The organism is Streptomyces sp. NPDC033180, from assembly GCF_055577645.1.
Genome location: NZ_JBVIPU010000011.1, coordinates 48100 through 64758 on the forward strand (window position 1 = coordinate 48100; position 16659 = coordinate 64758).

Sequence of the window (16659 nt, forward strand, 5' to 3'; positions counted from 1 at the left end):
CAGCGCCGCGGCCCCTTCCGGCGGGGCCCTGAACCGGCCACCGCGGCTCGTATACCTGCCCTGACCGTCACGATGTCCGTTCTGATGGCGGAGGGGGTCTATGGGCTCCCGTGGCACCTTGCGACCCAACTGCCCCGTGTTCGCCCCTCGTTCACGTGCGTCCGGATAACGGAACACCTCGATCAGCATCACGGTTGCGCATCCATTCCCCGACAAGTCTGGTAACAGATCGCGACCCCGATGAAGACTCCCGCACCAGGGGCGCTTCGCCCCTGTGTACGACGGACTGATCACGTCGCTACAGCGGCAAGTGCGGGCCGGTCACCACCGGTTGAGAGGGGTCCCTGCCACGATGACGGCACCATTGCATGACACACCTGCGGACGCGGACCCGACAGCGGACGTCGCTCCCGCAGCTGATGCAGGGGTGAAGAAGGTCGAGGGGCGGTCCCTCAAGCAGATCGCCTGGAACCGCCTGAAGCGGGACAAGGTCGCCCTGGCCGGCGGCATCACCGTGCTCGTCCTGGTCCTTGTCGCCGTCTTCGCGCCCCTGATCGTCTCCCTGCTGGGCCACCCGCCCAACGAGTTCCATCAGGACGAGCTGGAAGACCTCACGAACCTGCCCAAGGGCGCGTTCGGCGGCATGAGTTCGGACTTCCTCTTCGGGGTGGAGCCCAACAAGGGCCGCGACGTCTTCAGCCGGATCGTCTACGGCGCCCGGATCTCCCTGCTCGTGGCGTTCCTCGCCGCGGTGGTGGCCGTGGTGCTCGGCACCTTCTTCGGCATCATCGCCGGTTACTTCGGCGGCTGGGTCGACGCGACGATCAGCCGGGTCATGGACGTGCTGCTCGCCTTCCCGCAGCTGCTCTTCGTGATCTCCCTGGTCTCGGTCCTCCCCGACGACCTGCTCGGTCTGACCGGCAGCGGCGTCCGCATCGCCGTACTGATCCTGGTGATCGGCTTCTTCGGCTGGCCCTACGTCGGGCGCATCGTCCGGGGCCAGACCCTCAGCCTGCGCGAACGCGAGTACGTCGAAGCGGCCCGCAGCCTCGGTGGCGGTCAACGGCACATCCTCTTCCGTGAGTTGCTGCCGAACCTCGTCGCGCCGATCACCGTCTACGCGACGCTCATGATCCCCACCAACATCCTCACCGAAGCGGCGCTCAGCTTCCTCGGCGCGGGTGTACGCCCGCCGACCGCCTCCTGGGGCGGCATGCTCCGGGACGCGCTGGCGACGTACGAGCACGACCCGATGTTCATGGTCTTCCCCGGCCTGGCGATCTTCGTGACCGTGCTTGCCTTCAACCTCTTCGGTGACGGGCTGCGCGACGCCCTGGACCCCAAGGGAACTCGGTAAACAGCTCCACTGACTTGCCCCTGCCGCAGCGTCAGGTGGCTCTTCCCATGGTTCTTCAGGCAGTCAAAGCCAAGGACCGCGAATCTCGGAGGATGCGAGAAATGCCCACAGGTTCCTCTAAACGACGGTTGACCGCAGGCGCGGCCCTCGTCGTGGCGGCGCTGGTGACCACCACGGCGTGCGGCGGCGGCAGCGACGACGACGACAGCAAGGGCGCCGGCTACAACGCGGCCATCGGCAAGGTCGCGAACAAGTCGGCGAAGAAGGGCGGAACGCTCAAGTTCATCGCCAAGCAGGACCTGGACTCGGCCGACCCGCAGCGTGCCTACTACGGCATGACGTGGGACTTCATGCGGTTCTACACCCGCACGCTGATCACGTACGACACCAAGCCCGGTGCCGCGTCCAACAAGCTCGTCCCCGACCTCGCCGAGTCCACAGCGAAGATCAGCGACGACGGCAAGACCTACACGTACAAGCTGCGTGACGGCCTCACCTGGGAGGACGGCTCGAAGCTGACCTCCAAGGACATCAAGTACGGCATCGAGCGCATCTGGGCCACCAAGGTCATCACCGGTGGTCCCGGCTACCTGAAGTCCACGCTTGACCCCAAGGGCGAGTACAAGGGCCCATACGAGGACAAGTCGAAGGACAAGCTCGGTCTGAAGGCGGTCGAGACGCCGGACGACAACACCATCATCTTCAAGCTGCCCAAGAAGAACGGCGACTTCGAGCAGATGCTCGCGATGCCGTCGGGCACCCCGGTCAAGCAGTCCGAGGACACCGGCGCCAAGTACACCCAGCGCCCGTTCTCCTCCGGCCCGTACAAGTTCCAGAACTACAGCGCGGGCAAGAGCATCACGCTGGTCCGCAACAAGAACTGGAAGAAGTCGTCCGACCCGGTCCGTCCCGCCCTGCCGGACAAGATCTCGGTCACCATCTCGGCGAACCTCGAAGAGAACGACAAGCGCCTGATGGAAGGCGACTACGACGTCGACATGAACGGCACCGGCATGACCCAGTCGGGTCGTACCACCGCCATTCAGGACCACAAGGGCAACGTCGACAACATGCAGACGGACTTCGTCCGTTACGTCGCCCTGGTGACCAAGACGAAGCCGTTCGACAACGAGGCCTGCCGCAAGGCCGTCTTCTACGCCACGGACTTCGCGAGCCTGCAGAAGACCCGTGGTGGCGAGGTCGCCGCCGGTGAGATCGCGACCAACGTCTTCCCGAAGTCGATCAAGGGTCACGACGACTACGACCCGTACGGCATCAAGGAGCGCAAGGGCAAGCCGGACGCCGCCAAGGCGAAGGCCCAGCTCAAGGAGTGCGGCAAGCCGAACGGCTTCTCGACCAAGATCTCGGCGCGCACCAACCAGCCGGGCGAGGTGGACGCCGCCACGGCGCTCCAGGAGCAGCTGAAGAAGGTCAACATCAACGCCGACGTCGACCAGATCGACGGCGCGGACTCCTCCAGCATCACCGGTTCTCCCTCGGTGGTGAAGAAGCGCGGCATCGGCATGACGATGGCGGGCTGGGGTCCTGACTTCCCGACCGGCCAGGGCTACGCCCAGCCGCTGTTCGACAGCCGTTTCATCAACGAGAACGGCAACTACAACGAGTCGCAGATCGACGAGCCGAAGATCGACAAGTACTTCGACGACGCGATCGGCACGGTCGACCCCAACAAGGCCGGTGAGATCTACACCGACCTGGCCCACGAGATCGTCGACAAGGCCTACTGGATGCCCTTCATCTACGAGAAGAACATCAGCTGGCGTTCCTCGCGGGCGACCAACGTCTACTCGTCCGCCGCGTACAGCGGTCGCTACGACTACGTCTCGCTCGGTGTGAGCGACAAGAAGTAGTCCCCGCCGCAAGGCAGCCGCCGCAAGGCAGTCCCACCGCCGAATCCCGCCAGTCCGAAGGGCAGGTGATGGCCCCGGGCGGTGGCCGGGACCCCTCACAAGGGGGCCCCGGCCACCGCCGGGCCGCGCACAGTGCTTGCTTATCTCATCCGGCGCCTGATCGCCGTTGTCGTCATGGTGCTGGTCGTACTGCTCGCGACCTTCACCGTCTTCTTCATGCTGCCCAAGTGGGCGGGACAGGACATCGCCGTCCTCTTCGCCGGTAAGTCGTCCGGAGCCGAGCAGCTCGCGGGCATCCGGATCAAACTGGGCCTGGACGACCCCCTGCTCGTCCAGTTCTGGGACTTCGTCAAGGGCATCCCGATGGGGCGTGACTACGCCAACGGGGCCGACGTGACCCACTGCCCGGCCCCCTGCTTCGGGTACTCCTTCCGTACCGAGGCGCCCGTCTGGGAGACCCTCAAGGACGCCCTGCCCGTCACCGCGGCGCTCGCCGCCGGTGCCTGTGTGCTGTGGCTGGTCGCCGGTGTCGCCACCGGCGTGCTCTCCGCGCTCAAGCGCGGCACCATCTGGGACCGTTCCGCGATGATCACCGCCCTCGGCGGCGTCTCCCTGCCGGTCTTCTTCACCGGCATGATCGCGATGGGGCTCTTCGTCCACACGCTCGGCTGGGTGAAGATCGAGGACACCCTCACCACGGACGACCCGATCAACATCTGGTTTGAAACGCTGATCCTTCCGTGGATCGTGCTCGCGTTCCTCAACGCCGCCATGTACGCGCGACTCACCCGCGCCACCATGCTGGAAGTGCTCGGTGAGGACTACATCCGCACCGCGCGCGCCAAGGGGCTCGGCGAGGCCACCGTCATCAGGCGGCACGCGCTGCGCTCCGCCATGACGCCGATCCTCACGGTCTTCGGGCTCGACCTCGGTGTGCTCATGGGCGGCGCCGTGCTCACCGAATCCACCTTCAACCTGCCGGGACTCGGCCTGGAGGCGGTCAAGGCCATCAGCAACAAGGACCTGCCGGTGATCCTCGGCGTCACCTTGTGCGCATCGCTCGCGATCGCCCTGGCCAACCTCGTCGTCGACCTTCTGTACGCCGTCATCGACCCGCGAGTGAGGCTGGGATGACCGAACTGCACAAGACCGGAGCGGCGGTCGGAGAACCCGTCGCCGACTCGGTCGCTCCCACCGCATTCCTCGAAGTACGCGACCTGAAGGTGCACTTCCCGACCGACGACGGCCTGGTCAAGTCCGTCGACGGGCTCAGCTTCCAGCTGGAGAAGGGCAAGACCCTCGGCATCGTGGGCGAGTCCGGCTCCGGCAAGTCGGTCACCTCGCTGGGCATCCTCGGCCTGCACACCGCAGGGCAGTACGGCAGCCGCAAGCCGCGCCTTTCCGGCGAGATCTGGCTGAACGGCACGGAGCTGCTCACCGCGGACCCCAACCAGGTGCGCAAGCTGCGTGGCCGCGACATGGCGATGATCTTCCAGGACCCGCTGTCCGCGCTGCACCCGTACTACACCATCGGCAAGCAGATCATGGAGGCGTACCGGGTCCACCACGACGTGGACAAGAAGGTCGCCCGCAAGCGTGCCATCGAGATGCTCGACCGGGTGGGCATCCCCCAGCCGGACAAGCGGGCCGACAGCTACCCGCACGAGTTCTCGGGCGGCATGCGCCAGCGCGCGATGATCGCGATGGCCCTGGTGAACAACCCCGAGCTGCTCATCGCGGACGAGCCGACGACCGCCCTCGACGTCACCGTCCAGGCGCAGATCCTCGACCTCATCCGGGATCTGCAGAAGGAGTTCGGCTCCGCGGTCATCATGATCACGCACGACCTGGGCGTGGTCGCCGAGATGGCGGACGAGCTGCTCGTGATGTACGGCGGGCGCTGCGTCGAGCGCGGCACCGCGGAGAAGGTCTTCTACGAGCCCCAGCACCCCTACACCTGGGGCCTGTTGGGGTCGATGCCACGCATCGACCGCGAGGAGATGGACCGTCTCGTGCCGGTCAAGGGCTCCCCGCCCAGCCTGATCAACCTGCCTACGGGCTGCGCCTTCAACCCGCGCTGCCCCTACGCCGACATCCCCAAGGACCAGATCACCCGCCGCGAGCGCCCCGACCTGCGCGAGGTGGCGCCGGGTCACTTCTCCGCCTGCCACATGTCGCAGGACGAGCGCACCCGGATCTGGACCGAAGAGATTGCGCCGAAGCTGTGAAAGACGACACGAAAGACGCCACGAAAGATCAGGCGAAGGGCCAGGAGATGACGATCCCTGCGCAGACGAAGGGCTCGGCCGAGTCCGGCGAGCCGCTGCTCAAGGTCGACGGCCTGGTGAAGCACTTCCCCATCAAGAAGGGGCTGTTGCAGCGCCAGGTGGCGGCCGTGCAGGCCGTGGACGGACTCTCCTTCGACGTGCGGCCCGGTGAGACGCTCGGCGTCGTGGGCGAGTCCGGCTGCGGCAAGTCGACGATGGGCCGTCTGATCACCCGCCTGCTCGAACCGACCGCGGGGCGCGTGGAGTTCGAGGGCGTGGACATCACGCACCTGAACACCGGCAAGATGCGGCCGCTGCGCCGCGACGTGCAGATGATCTTCCAGGACCCGTACTCGTCGCTGAACCCGCGGCACACCATCGGCACGATCGTCGGTGCGCCGTTCAAGCTGCAGGGCGTCAAGCCCGAGGGCGGCCTGAAGAAGCACGTGCAGGAGATGCTGGAGCGCGTGGGGCTCAGCCCCGAGCACTACAACCGCTACCCGCACGAGTTCTCCGGCGGTCAGCGCCAGCGCATCGGCATCGCGCGTGCGCTCGCCCTGCGGCCCAAGCTGGTCGTGGCCGACGAGCCCGTCTCCGCCCTGGACGTCTCCATCCAGGCACAGGTGGTCAACCTCCTGGACGACCTGCAGGACGAGCTCGGTCTCACGTACGTGATCATCGCGCACGACCTCTCGGTCATCCGGCACGTCTCGGACCGCATCGCGGTGATGTACCTCGGCAAGATCGTGGAGCTGGCGGACCGCAAGGACCTCTACTCCACGCCGATGCACCCGTACACCAAGGCGCTGCTCTCGGCCGTGCCCGTGCCCGACCCCAAGCGGCGCGGCGTCAAGAGCGAGCGCATCCTGCTGCGCGGTGACGTCCCCTCGCCGATCGACCCACCCACCGGCTGCCGTTTCCACACGCGCTGCTGGAAGGCGACGGAGATCTGCGCGAAGACGGAGCCGCCGCTGATCCCCCTCGCCACGGGCCACCAGGTGGCGTGCCACCACCCGGAGAACGCCGAGGACCAGCAGCCGGGCGACACCAAGCTGTTGCAGGTCGCCCGGGAGGCGATCGAGGTGGTGTCGGTGGTGAGCAAGGCGGAGGAGACGGCCGAGGAGGCCGCGGCCCCGAAGAAGACCGTCGCGAAGGGCGAGGCCTCGAAGGACGCGCCTGAAGCGGAAGCCAAGGGTCAGGCGTCAACTGACAAGTAGCCTGCGCGAAGGGACGACTCGTGAGTCCGCCCCCTCCCGCGGGGAGGGGGCTTCTCGCTAGGCCGGTTGGGCTTTGCGACGGACCAGCCCGTCCCGTAGAACGTTGAGTGCGCCCACCGTGTCCGCATGAGCGGTGTGGCCGCACGACACGCAGTGAAAGGCCTCCTGGCTGGGCCGGTTCTCCTTGGCGATGTGCCCGCAGGGGGGGGGCAGGTGCGGGAGGTGTTGCGTGGGGAACACCCTCCAACCGGCATCGTTGGTCGAACGGTTGAGTCCGGCCTGCGCGGCGGGGACTTCGACCATGTTGGGATCTTGAGGTCTCCGTGCGCGATGACGTCGTGTGTGCGCACCAGGTCAAGCGCGGTCTTGTGCGCGTGGTCCAGGCGCTGGCGGCGGACCGTGCGGTGCAGGTCGGCGACGCTGATGGTCTTGACCTTGCCGACCACCGGCCGGTGCTGGTTGACCTTCACGTGCCCTACGCCCTGAATCCGGACGCGGGTGGTCGGGTCGTGTGGGGTGGAATCCCAGCGGCATCCGTCGCCGTCCTGGGGAAAGTCGACCGTGTCGAACCAGTTCGCCCCGCGAAAACGCGGATACCCGGCCGCCTCACCGGACGTGACCCGACGGAAGAACGCGGCGAACGCCTTGTCGGGGCGACGTAGCCGCCTCCGGCGCCGCTGCTGCCGCGCAGTGCCGCCCTGGCGAGGCCCGCGGCGGCGGGCAGGTAAGAATGTCGCGTGATCCAGGATCTGTTCAGTCCCTCCGTCCAGCACGCGCTCGACATCGTCGGGATCTTCGTCTTCGCGATCTCCGGCGCCCTGCTCGCCGTACGCAAGAACTTCGACGTCTTCGGGATCGTCGTGCTCGCCGAGGTCACCGCCCTGGGCGGGGGGATCTTCCGTGACGTGGTCATCGGGGCGGTGCCGCCCGCCGCCTTCGTCGACCTCGGCTACTTCATCACGCCGCTGTTCGCCGCGGCCCTGGTGTTCTTCCTGCACCCGGAGGTGGAGCGCACCCAACTCGCGGTGAACGTCTTCGACGCCGCGGGCCTCGGCCTCTTCTGCGTCACCGGCACAACCAAGGCGTACGAGTACGGCCTCGGCCTCACCGCGTCGGCGGCCCTGGGGCTCGCCACCGCGGTGGGCGGCGGCGTGCTGCGCGACATCATCGCCAACGAAGTGCCCTCGCTGGTGCGCTGGGACCGCGACCTGTACGCCGTGCCGGCGATCGTCGGCTCCGCGATGGTCGCGCTCTGCATCAACTACGACCTGGTGAACGCCTTCACCAGCACCCTCGCCGTGATCACGACCTTCGTCCTGCGGCTGCTCGCGCTGCGCTACCACTGGCGCGCGCCGCGAGCCTGGCATCGGCGGTCGACGGCGGTGGAGGTGGAGGACGTGTCGTAGGGGTGGCGCTGGTGCCGCCGCGCTGGTGCTGCCGTATCGCCAACTGCTCGCACTTTTTCACTAGTTGAACACCATCAGCCCCTCCTGACCCCTTGACGCGTTACTTCCTCACGAGTTAACTCAAGCACTGAATTAAGTCTGGACCAACCTTCCCTCCCCCCCACACCCCCCACGTCTGGAAGGCTCATGAGGAAACACTCCATGAGGAAGAGAAACCGGCTCATAGCGTCTCTCCCCGTCGCCGCCGCCCTCGCCGCGGGCACCCTCGCGCTCGTCGGCGTCCAGAGCGCCGACGCCGGTCAGGACTCCGCGAAGCCGAAGCGCACCACCGCGGTCGTGGCCGCCGACGCCCCCGACCTCGGCCCGAACGTCGACGTCTTCGACCCGTCCATGTCGCACGACACCATCCAGGGCCGCCTCGACGAGGTCTTCGAGCAACAGGAGACCAATCAGTTCGGCGGCGAGCGGCGCGCGCTGCTCTTCAAGCCCGGTACGTACGACGACGTCGACGCGAACATCGGCTTCTACACGCAGATCGCCGGGCTCGGCCTCTCCCCGGACGACACGGACATCAAGGGCGCGGTGCACGCCGAGGCCGACTGGTTCCAGGGCAATGCCACCCAGAACTTCTGGCGCGGCGCCGAGAACCTCGCCGTGACGCCCAACGCCGGCGCCGACCGCTGGGCCGTCTCGCAGGCAGCGCCCTACCGGCGCATGCACCTGAAGGGTGATCTGCAGCTCGACGACGGCGGCTGGTCCAGTGGCGGACTCCTCGCCGACACCAAGGTCGACGGACAGGTCAACTCCGGCTCCCAGCAGCAGTGGCTGTCCCGCAACACCGACTGGGGCGGCTGGCAGGGCTCCAACTGGAACATGGTCTTCGTCGGCGCGAAGAACGCACCCGAGGGGAACTTCCCCACCCCGCCCTATACGAGGGTCGACCAGACCCCCGTGTCGCGCGAGAAGCCTTTCCTGTACGTCGACGAGGGCGACGCCTACAAGGTGTTCGTGCCCGGTGTGCGCAAGGACAGTAGCGGCACCAGCTGGTCCGGCGGTGCCCCGGCCGGTGAGTCGCTGCCGATCGACGACTTCCACATCGTGAAGCCGGGGGCGAGCGCGGCCGACATCAACGGAGCGCTCGCGGACGGCAAGAACCTCCTGGTGACTCCCGGGGTCTACCACCTCGACGAGACCCTGAAGGTGACGCGGCCCGACACCGTCGTACTCGGCCTGGGGCTCGCCACCTTCATCCCGGACGGCGGGGTGACGGCGATGACCGTCGCCGACGTGGACGGTGTGAAGGTGGCGGGCGTCCTCTTCGACGCCGGCACCACGAACTCGGACACGCTCATGGAGGTCGGCGGCGAGGGCGCGGACGCGGACCACGCCGCCAATCCGACCTCGCTGCACGACGTGTACTTCCGGGTCGGGGGAGCGGCCGTGGGCAAGGCGACAAAGAGTCTTGTCGTCAACAGCTCGGACGTCATCGGCGACCACACCTGGATCTGGCGGGCCGATCACGGAGACGGCGTCGGCTGGAACACGAACACGGCGGACACCGGCCTGGTGGTGAACGGCGACGACGTGACGATGTACGGCCTGTTCGTCGAGCACTACCAGAAGCACCAGACGATCTGGAACGGCGAGGGCGGCCGGACGTACTTCTACCAGAACGAGATGCCCTACGACCCGCCGAACCAGGGGGCCTGGATGAACGGGGACACGAAGGGATACGCCGCGTACAAGGTGGCCGATTCGGTGACGAAGCACGAGGCGTGGGGGCTCGGCTCCTACTGCTTCTTCAACGTCGACAAGTCCGTCGCGGCCGAGAACGCCTTCGAGGCGCCTCAGCGGGACGGGGTGCGGTTCCACGACATGGTGACGGTGTCCCTCGGCGGCACGGGCACGATCCATCACGTGATCAACGGGAAGGGCGGGCCGTCGGACGCGCAGAACAATGTGGCGAACCTGGTGAGCTACCCGTAGCGGACCCGGTCCGCCCGGCAGAAAAAGCTACCGCTCAGTAATCACATGTTGTACGTTGCCGGTATGGCAGAGGCAGCATCCATACCGGCAGCGGTGCCCGCGAGCATCGGCGACAGCGAGTTCGACCGCGACACCGCGGTCACCCGGAGGGAGCCCGGTGTCTATGACATCGAGCTCTCCGCGGGGTGGACGATCATCAACGCCGTCAACGGCGGCTATCTCCTCGCGGTCATCGGCCGCGCGCTGGCCGACGCCCTGCCGCACGCGGACCCCTTCACGGTCTCCGCGCACTACCTGACCGCGTCCCACCCCGGGCCCGCCGTGATCCGCACGGACACGGCGCGCGCCGGGCGGACCCTGTCGACCGGACAGGCCTCGCTCTTCCAGTACGACGGCGAGGGGCGCGAGGTCGAGCGGATCCGCGTGCTCGCCTCGTACGGAGACCTGGCCGGCCTTCCCGACGACGTCCGTACGACGGCCAAGCCGCCCGCGCTGCCGCCGATCGAGCAGTGCTTCGGGCCGCAGGACGCCCCGGACCACCGTCCTGTGCCCGGCAGTTCGGCGATCAGTGACCGGCTCTTCCTGAAGCTCGACCCCTCCACCCTGGGGTGGGCCCTCGGCCGGCCCTCCGGCAAGGGGGAGATGCGCGCCTGGTTCGGCCTCGCGGACGGCCGTGACGCGGATCCACTGTCGCTGCTGCTGGCGGTGGACGCGTTGCCGCCGACGGCCTTCGAGCTGGGCCTCTCCGGCTGGGTTCCTACGGTGGAGCTGACGGTCCACGTCCGGGCGAAGCCCGCGCCGGGCCCTCTCCGGGTCTCCATCACCACGCGGAACCTGGCCGGCGGCTTCCTGGAGGAGGATGCGGAGGTCTGGGACAGTGCGGACCGCCTGGTGGCCCAGTCGCGGCAATTGGCGCGGGTCCGCCTGGGCTGAGCCCTGAACCGCCGCTTCGCGGCGGATCTCTCCCGCCCGCCCACCCGATTGCCTCGCGGTGGAATTCTCAGCCCGTCCGGCGAAGTTTTCAGCCCGTCCGGCGTTCGAGGACGAACTCGGCGGAGCCGGTGATGACGGTCACCAAGGAGAATCCCCTACCCGACCGCCACCACCCCCGCATACGAAACTCCCGCCACCACCACCCACGCACACAGCCCAAGCACCGCCACCCGCCCACCGGTTCGGGTGAGCGAAGGCAGATCCACAGCAGCCCCAAGTCCGAACAGCGCCGCTGCCAGGAGTAGTTCCTGGGCGTGGCCCGCCAGGTCGAGGACGGATCCCGGGACCCAGCCAGTGCTTCGTACCGCGACCATCGCGATGAACCCCGCCACGAACAGCGGCAGCACGGGCGGTCGTCGCTTCCCCGCCCCGCGCGCAGCGGACCGCGCCCGCAGGGCGAACGCAACCCCCGCCACCAGCGGCGCAAGCGCTGCCACCCGCATCAGCTTCACCAGGACCGCGTCCCCGAGGGCCCCCGCCCCGGCGGTCTGCGCCGTGGCCACCACCTGGCCCACGTCGTGCACGCTCGCCCCGGCCCAGCGTCCGAACTCCACGTCGCTCAGCCCCAACGGCCCCTGCAACAGCGGCAGTACGGCGATGGCGAGCGTCCCGCACAGCGTCACGAGCGCCACCGAGACCGCCGCGTCCCGTTCCTCGCTCTCGGTCACCTCGCTCACTGCGCCGATCGCGGACGCACCGCAGATCGAGTACCCGGTGGCGATCAGGAGTGGCTGATCGCCGGGCAGTCCCATGCGGCGGCCGAGCCACCACGTCCCGAAGAACGTCGCCGCGACAACGCCGAGCACCATCGCCACCGTCGCCCAGCCGAGGCCAAGGACATCGTCCAGGCTCAGCTTCAGGCCGAGCAGGACGATGCCGAGCCGCATCAGCCGCTTCCCGGCGAGGGAGAGCCCGGCCTTGCCCCGGCCCCGTACGACAGCACGCACCCCCGGCACATGTGCCGCCGCGAGCCCGAGCACCACCGCCGCCGTCAGCATCGGCACGGCCGGGATCAGGGCGTGCGTCGCCCAGGCCGCGGCGACACCGAGGGCCGCGAGGGCGAGCCCCGGCAGCGGGCTGGGGCCCGGAGGCGTCACGGCGGCGACGCGCGGCCGCTGTCCGAGCAGCGCCATCAGCGGTCGGCCGGCAGCTCGTACACCCGGCGCACGCTGGTGCCGAGGCGGGAGATGTCAGCGCCGTACACGTGGAGCGAGACCGCACGCTCCGTACCGCCGTTCCACACACGGTGGATGTCGCCGGGCGGCGCGAAACCGCACACCGTGCCCTGCCGGTTGACCAGGCCCTCGGTGGCGACGAGCCGCGCCGGGGCGCCGGAGGCCGCCGGTATCAGCCGGTAGCGCCGCTCGTGCTCCGCGCCCTCGTGGACGCCGGTGGCACACCAGGAGACGTGGTCGTGGACCGGCGTGTGCTGGCCCGGCAGCCAGACGATGCCGACCAGGGAGAAGCTGCCGTCGTGCTCGGCGTGCAGCAGATGCTGCCGATAGCGCTCGGGGTCGCCCTCGCGCTGCTCGTCGGTGAGGAGATCGGCCGCGCCCAGATGCGGCGCGAGCCGTTCGCCCACCAGATACGCCGTCAGATCCGGTGGAAGGCCTCGGCCGACGGCCTCGCGGATGCCGGAGACCAGGGCCTGGAGTCGCTCGGTGGTGCGGGGCGCGCGATGCGCGGTGGTGATGGAGGCACTCATAGAAGCAGCGTCCCGCTGCCCTTCCATCACGTCCAACGACAGTTTCTAAGCCGTTCCCCAACTTCTGCTTATGGGTGGGGGCGTGCTGGGGGAGCGGGGCGGGGGCGGTGCGCCTCAGCAGCCCATCCGGTTCGCGGCCACCGCCTTCAGCTCCTCAAGTACCAGCGCTGTCGCGGGAATCCGCAGATGCTCCCGCAGCGCGTACGCCGAGACCTGCCGCCGTGACGCCGGTTCGAGGGACCGTCCCGCCACCTCCCGGTGGCGCAGGAAGTTGAGGACGAGCCCCGGCATCATCGCGATCCCGAGGCCCTCGGCGACCAGGCTCTGGATGACGAGGTTGTCGTCCGTGGTGAAGGCGATGTCGGGTGTGAAGCCCTGCTCGGCGCATTCGTGCAGGAAGTTGGCGCGGCAGCGCAGACAGCCCGCTATCCAGCGCTCGCCCGCGAGGTCGACGAGCCTGACGCGGCGGCGCCGGGCCAGCGGATGCCGGGAGGGCATGAGGACCGTCAACTGGTCCTCCATCAGCGGGATTTCCACCACGGCGTCCGGTACGTCCTCGTGCAGGCCCGGGTAGTGGAAGGCCAGAGTGACGTCGCAGTCGCCGTCCACCAGGCGCTGCAGCGACTCGGGCGGTTCGTTCTCCTGGAGTTCGACGCGTACGCCGGGATGGCTCGCCGCGAGCCGGGACAGTGCCTCGGGGATGAGGGTGGCGTTGGCGCTGGGGAAGGCACAGATGCGGACGCGTCCGGTGCGCAGGCCCGTGATGGCGTTCATCTGCTGCTGGGCGGCGTCGATGTTGCCGAGGATGATCCCCGCGTGCCGCGACAGCGCCTCGCCCGCCTCGGTGAGGCGCATCCTGCGGCCGACGCGGGTGAACAGGACCGTGCCGACGGACCGTTCGAGCGCCTTCATCTGCTGGGTGATCGCGGGCTGTGTATAGCCGAGCGAGCGGGCGGCGGCGGAGTAGGAGCCGGTCCGGACCACTTCATGGAACGACCTGATGTGCCGGGAATCGAACACGCCTGAATCATAAACATGATCCTGAGAGGGCCGACAGGCCATCCTTGGCTGCGTGAAATCCGACCGGCTGCTCTCGATCCTGCTGCTGCTCCAGACCCGTGGGCAGGTCCCCGCCCATGAACTGGCCGACCGCCTCGAAGTCTCCGTACGCACCATCTACCGCGACATCGAGGCGCTCTCCGCCTCCGGCGTCCCGGTGTACGCCGAGCGCGGACGGCACGGCGGCATCGCGCTCCTGCCCGGTTTCCGTACGGACGTCACGGGGCTCACGGCGGACGAGTCGCGGGCGCTGTTCATCCTGGCCGGGCAGGGAGCGCACGCCGCGCTCGGGCTCGACGCGGCGCTCGGCTCCGCGCTGCGCAAGGTCATGGCCGCGCTGCCCGCACCGCACCGGCCCGCCGCCGAGCTGACGAGCCGCCGCATCCTGGTCGACTCGGCGCGCTGGATGCCGGGGCCCCGCGGGTCGGGTCCGGTCGCCGTCGATCTCGCCGTACTGCAGGACGCGGTCTTCACCGACCGGCGGCTGCGGCTGCGCTACCGGCACAGCGGCGACGCGGAGCCGCGCGGCTACACCGTGGACCCCTACGGCCTCGTCTCCAAGGCGGGCGTCTGGTACCTGGTCGCCGACCGGCGCGGCGCCCCGCAGCTCTTCAGGGCCGATCGCGTGCAGGCGGCGACCCTCACGGATCTGCCGGTGCAGCGCAGACCGGGTGTCGAACTCGCCGACGTGTGGAGCGTGTTGAAGCGTCAGGTGGAGGACCGGCCGGTCAGTGTCGATGTGACGGCGCGGGTCGCCCGTGACCGGTTCGCCCAGTTCCTGCGCCTGAAGGGCCACTTCCTCAGTGCGCCCCCCGAGGACGACGGGGAGAGTGAGTGGATCACTGTCCGTCTCGGATTCGGCGTCGTCGGTGATGCCCGTACGCTGCTGCCGTTCGCCGCCAGTGTGGAGGTGCTCTCGCCGCCGGAGGTGCGGGCCGAGCTGGCGCACGCCGCCGCCGCGGTCAGCGGCCTGTACGCAGGAAGCGGCTCAGCTCGCCGGTGAGTTCGGCCGGCGCGTCCTCCTGTACGAGATGTCCGGCGCCCTCGATCAGGTGCAGCTTCGCGCCGGGGATCAGCTTGGCGAGCTCGTGGCCGCGCTCCACCGGGATCCAGGTGTCGTCCGTGCCCCAGCAGATGAGCACGGGCAGCGCCAACTCCCCGTAACGGCCCTGGATCTCATCCGTGAAGCGCTGGTCGTTCTGCTCGATCTGCCGGTAGAACGCGGGCCTGCCCTCCTGCGTGCACCAGGGCTCGACCAGGCGGTCGAGCACGGCCGGGTGCAGGCCGCGGTGGCTCGCCGAGCCGACGTACTCGCGCATGAGTGCCTCGTGCAGAGCGGGCGGCAGCTGGTTGAAGACGTCGGCGTGCGCGCCGAGCAGGCGGTAGGTGGGGGAGCCCCAGGGTGCGAGCGCCACCGGGTCGACGACCGCGAGGCGTTCGTAGCCCGCGCCGTGCAGGAGGTGGGCGCGCAGGGCGACGCAGCCGCCGAAGTCATGGGCCACGACGGCCGGTTCGTCGAGGCCCCAGTGGGCGATGAGCTCGGTGAGGACGCGGGCCTGCGCGGCCAGGGTCACGTCCTGCCCGGAGCGCATCTCGGACGCGCCGTAGCCCGGCAAGTCCCAGACGTACACGCGGTGTTCGCGGGAGAGCGCGCGGGCGACGTCCCGCCAGACGTACGAGGAGAAGGGGGTGCCGTGGACCAGGACGACGGGCGGTGCGTCCACGGCGCCCAGGGCGGCCCAGCGGACGGCGCCGGTCGGTCCCGCGAAGGTCTGGTCGAGTGTCCAGTCGCGATCGGTCGTCATGACCGTAATGCTAATAACTCCTTACGGGAGAGTCGAGGCCTCGGCCCGCGGGCTGTCCCGCGGTCACTGCCCGTCCAGCCAGTGGTGCCGGCCGAGCGATACCAGGCGCAGCTGCCTGCGCGCGCTGGCCGCCACCCGTGCCTCGGCGTCGGGTGCCGCCTCCAGGAGCGCGGACGCGGTCATCACCATGTGGTCGACGTACATCCTGGCCAGCATCAGGAGATCGTCCTCGTCCCAGCCCGCGGACTCGGGCTCCTGGGCGAACTGGTCCTTCACCTCCTGGGCGAACAGGGTGAGTTGATCGCCTATCGCGGACCGCACGGCCTGCACCCCGCCGTGCTGCTCGCGGGCGATGAAACGGACGTGCGCGGGATGCGTGCGCACATAGGCGACGATCAACTCGACCGTGGCCGCGATCCGTTCCTCGCCGTCGCCGGTCGCCGCGAGGAGTGAGACGAGCGTGGTGTGCAGGCTGCCGAGCGCCTCCTCGACCAGCGCCACACCCAGATCGGCCATGTCGCGGAAGTGCCGGTAGAAGGCGGTGGGGGCCACGCCCACGGCACGGGTGACCTCGCGCAGGCCCAGGCTGCTCAGGCTCTGCTCCTCGAGCAGCTGGAGCGCCGCGTCGAGGAGTGCCTGCCGGGTTTTCTGCTTCTGGGCCTGCCGGATGCCGAGAGTGTGACTCATGCCATGCAGTTAACAACTGTTCTCCGGGATTGGGAAGCCGGAGAAGAGGTACTCTGAAGTCAGTGAACAGTTGTTACCACAAGCGTTCACCGAAGTCCCCTACGAGAGGCATCCCGTGTTGTTCCTCGTCGCCGCCCTCCTGCTGCTCGGTGTCGCACTGGGCTCCGTGGCCCACGCGCCGCTCCCCGTCTCCCTCGCCGCCGCCGCCGTCATCGGCGTCTGGCTGATGGTGTTCGTGGTCCGCGAGCGGCACTCGCGTCGCCAGTCCTGAGCGCGCGCCACCGCCGATCCGTGACTGATCCGTAC

17 protein-coding genes are annotated in these 16659 nt (G+C 68.8%); 11 read left to right on the forward strand and 6 right to left on the reverse strand.

Annotation, left to right across the window (positions count from 1 at the left end):
- Window positions 1-352: 352 nt before the first annotated feature.
- The 5 genes from ACZ5WE_RS26475 (at window position 353) to ACZ5WE_RS26495 (ending at window position 6712) form a co-directional block, all read left to right on the forward strand.
- Window positions 353-1357 carry an ABC transporter permease gene (locus tag ACZ5WE_RS26475; RefSeq protein WP_399396277.1) on the forward strand — a complete coding sequence of 335 codons (1005 nt, stop codon included), beginning with the start codon at window positions 353-355 and terminating at the stop codon, window positions 1355-1357.
- Between the two features lie 101 nt (window positions 1358-1458).
- Window positions 1459-3228: an ABC transporter substrate-binding protein gene (locus ACZ5WE_RS26480; protein WP_467693160.1), complete on the forward strand. Its 1770-nt coding sequence runs from the start codon at window positions 1459-1461 to the stop codon at window positions 3226-3228.
- Between the two features lie 132 nt (window positions 3229-3360).
- Window positions 3361-4362: an ABC transporter permease gene (locus ACZ5WE_RS26485; protein WP_467693158.1), complete on the forward strand. Its 1002-nt coding sequence runs from the start codon at window positions 3361-3363 to the stop codon at window positions 4360-4362.
- Window positions 4359-5456 carry an ABC transporter ATP-binding protein gene (locus ACZ5WE_RS26490; RefSeq protein ID WP_467693157.1) on the forward strand — a complete coding sequence of 366 codons (1098 nt, stop codon included), beginning with the start codon at window positions 4359-4361 and terminating at the stop codon, window positions 5454-5456. The genes ACZ5WE_RS26485 and ACZ5WE_RS26490 overlap by 4 nt, the downstream gene beginning before the upstream one ends.
- A gap of 47 nt (window positions 5457-5503) precedes the next feature.
- Window positions 5504-6712, forward strand: coding sequence for an ABC transporter ATP-binding protein (locus ACZ5WE_RS26495; protein ID WP_467693155.1), 1209 nt, complete (start codon window positions 5504-5506; stop codon window positions 6710-6712).
- Between the two features lie 57 nt (window positions 6713-6769).
- Here ACZ5WE_RS26495 and ACZ5WE_RS26500 read toward each other — a convergent pair whose 3' ends face one another.
- Window positions 6770-7015: a zinc ribbon domain-containing protein gene (locus ACZ5WE_RS26500; RefSeq protein WP_467693153.1), complete on the reverse strand. Its 246-nt coding sequence runs from the start codon at window positions 7013-7015 to the stop codon at window positions 6770-6772.
- A 20-nt stretch (window positions 7016-7035) separates the two neighbouring features.
- Here ACZ5WE_RS26500 and ACZ5WE_RS26505 point away from each other — a divergent pair, with 20 nt between their 5' ends.
- From ACZ5WE_RS26505 to ACZ5WE_RS26520, 4 genes are all read left to right on the forward strand, one after another.
- On the forward strand, window positions 7036-7374 hold the full coding sequence (locus tag ACZ5WE_RS26505) for a hypothetical protein (RefSeq protein ID WP_467693151.1): 339 nt from the start codon (window positions 7036-7038) through the stop codon (window positions 7372-7374).
- 75 nt (window positions 7375-7449) lie between these two features.
- Window positions 7450-8118 (forward strand): trimeric intracellular cation channel family protein, encoded by a 669-nt coding sequence (locus tag ACZ5WE_RS26510; protein WP_467693149.1) that lies wholly within the window; start codon window positions 7450-7452, stop codon window positions 8116-8118.
- 201 nt (window positions 8119-8319) lie between these two features.
- A complete protein-coding gene (locus tag ACZ5WE_RS26515; protein WP_467693147.1) occupies window positions 8320-10104 on the forward strand; it encodes a coagulation factor 5/8 type domain-containing protein in 1785 nt (594 codons plus the stop codon).
- 63 nt (window positions 10105-10167) lie between these two features.
- Window positions 10168-11037: a thioesterase family protein gene (locus ACZ5WE_RS26520; protein ID WP_467693145.1), complete on the forward strand. Its 870-nt coding sequence runs from the start codon at window positions 10168-10170 to the stop codon at window positions 11035-11037.
- 155 nt (window positions 11038-11192) lie between these two features.
- Here ACZ5WE_RS26520 and ACZ5WE_RS26525 read toward each other — a convergent pair whose 3' ends face one another.
- The 3 genes from ACZ5WE_RS26525 to ACZ5WE_RS26535 form a co-directional block, all read right to left on the reverse strand.
- Window positions 11193-12230 carry a YeiH family protein gene (locus ACZ5WE_RS26525; RefSeq protein ID WP_467693143.1) on the reverse strand — a complete coding sequence of 346 codons (1038 nt, stop codon included), beginning with the start codon at window positions 12228-12230 and terminating at the stop codon, window positions 11193-11195.
- Entirely contained in the window at window positions 12230-12802 is a 573-nt protein-coding gene (locus ACZ5WE_RS26530) for a cysteine dioxygenase family protein (protein WP_467693141.1), read from the reverse strand. Before ACZ5WE_RS26530 ends, ACZ5WE_RS26525 begins: the two co-directional genes overlap by 1 nt.
- A gap of 114 nt (window positions 12803-12916) precedes the next feature.
- Complete coding sequence (locus ACZ5WE_RS26535; RefSeq protein ID WP_467693140.1) at window positions 12917-13822, reverse strand: LysR family transcriptional regulator; 906 nt, start codon at window positions 13820-13822, stop codon at window positions 12917-12919.
- 52 nt (window positions 13823-13874) lie between these two features.
- Between ACZ5WE_RS26535 and ACZ5WE_RS26540 the strand changes: the two genes are divergently transcribed.
- Window positions 13875-14864 (forward strand): helix-turn-helix transcriptional regulator, encoded by a 990-nt coding sequence (locus tag ACZ5WE_RS26540; RefSeq protein WP_467693138.1) that lies wholly within the window; start codon window positions 13875-13877, stop codon window positions 14862-14864.
- Here the strand turns inward: ACZ5WE_RS26540 and ACZ5WE_RS26545 are convergent.
- A complete protein-coding gene (locus tag ACZ5WE_RS26545; RefSeq protein ID WP_467693137.1) occupies window positions 14824-15666 on the reverse strand; it encodes an alpha/beta fold hydrolase in 843 nt (280 codons plus the stop codon). The genes ACZ5WE_RS26540 and ACZ5WE_RS26545 overlap by 41 nt on opposite strands.
- 63 nt (window positions 15667-15729) lie before the next feature.
- Complete coding sequence (locus ACZ5WE_RS26550) at window positions 15730-16353, reverse strand: TetR family transcriptional regulator (protein WP_467693135.1); 624 nt, start codon at window positions 16351-16353, stop codon at window positions 15730-15732.
- A 115-nt stretch (window positions 16354-16468) separates the two neighbouring features.
- Here ACZ5WE_RS26550 and ACZ5WE_RS26555 point away from each other — a divergent pair, with 115 nt between their 5' ends.
- The gene (locus ACZ5WE_RS26555) at window positions 16469-16624 is read left to right on the forward strand and encodes a hypothetical protein (protein ID WP_467693133.1); all 156 of its coding nucleotides are present in this window, start codon (window positions 16469-16471) and stop codon (window positions 16622-16624) included.
- Window positions 16625-16659 lie beyond the last annotated feature (35 nt).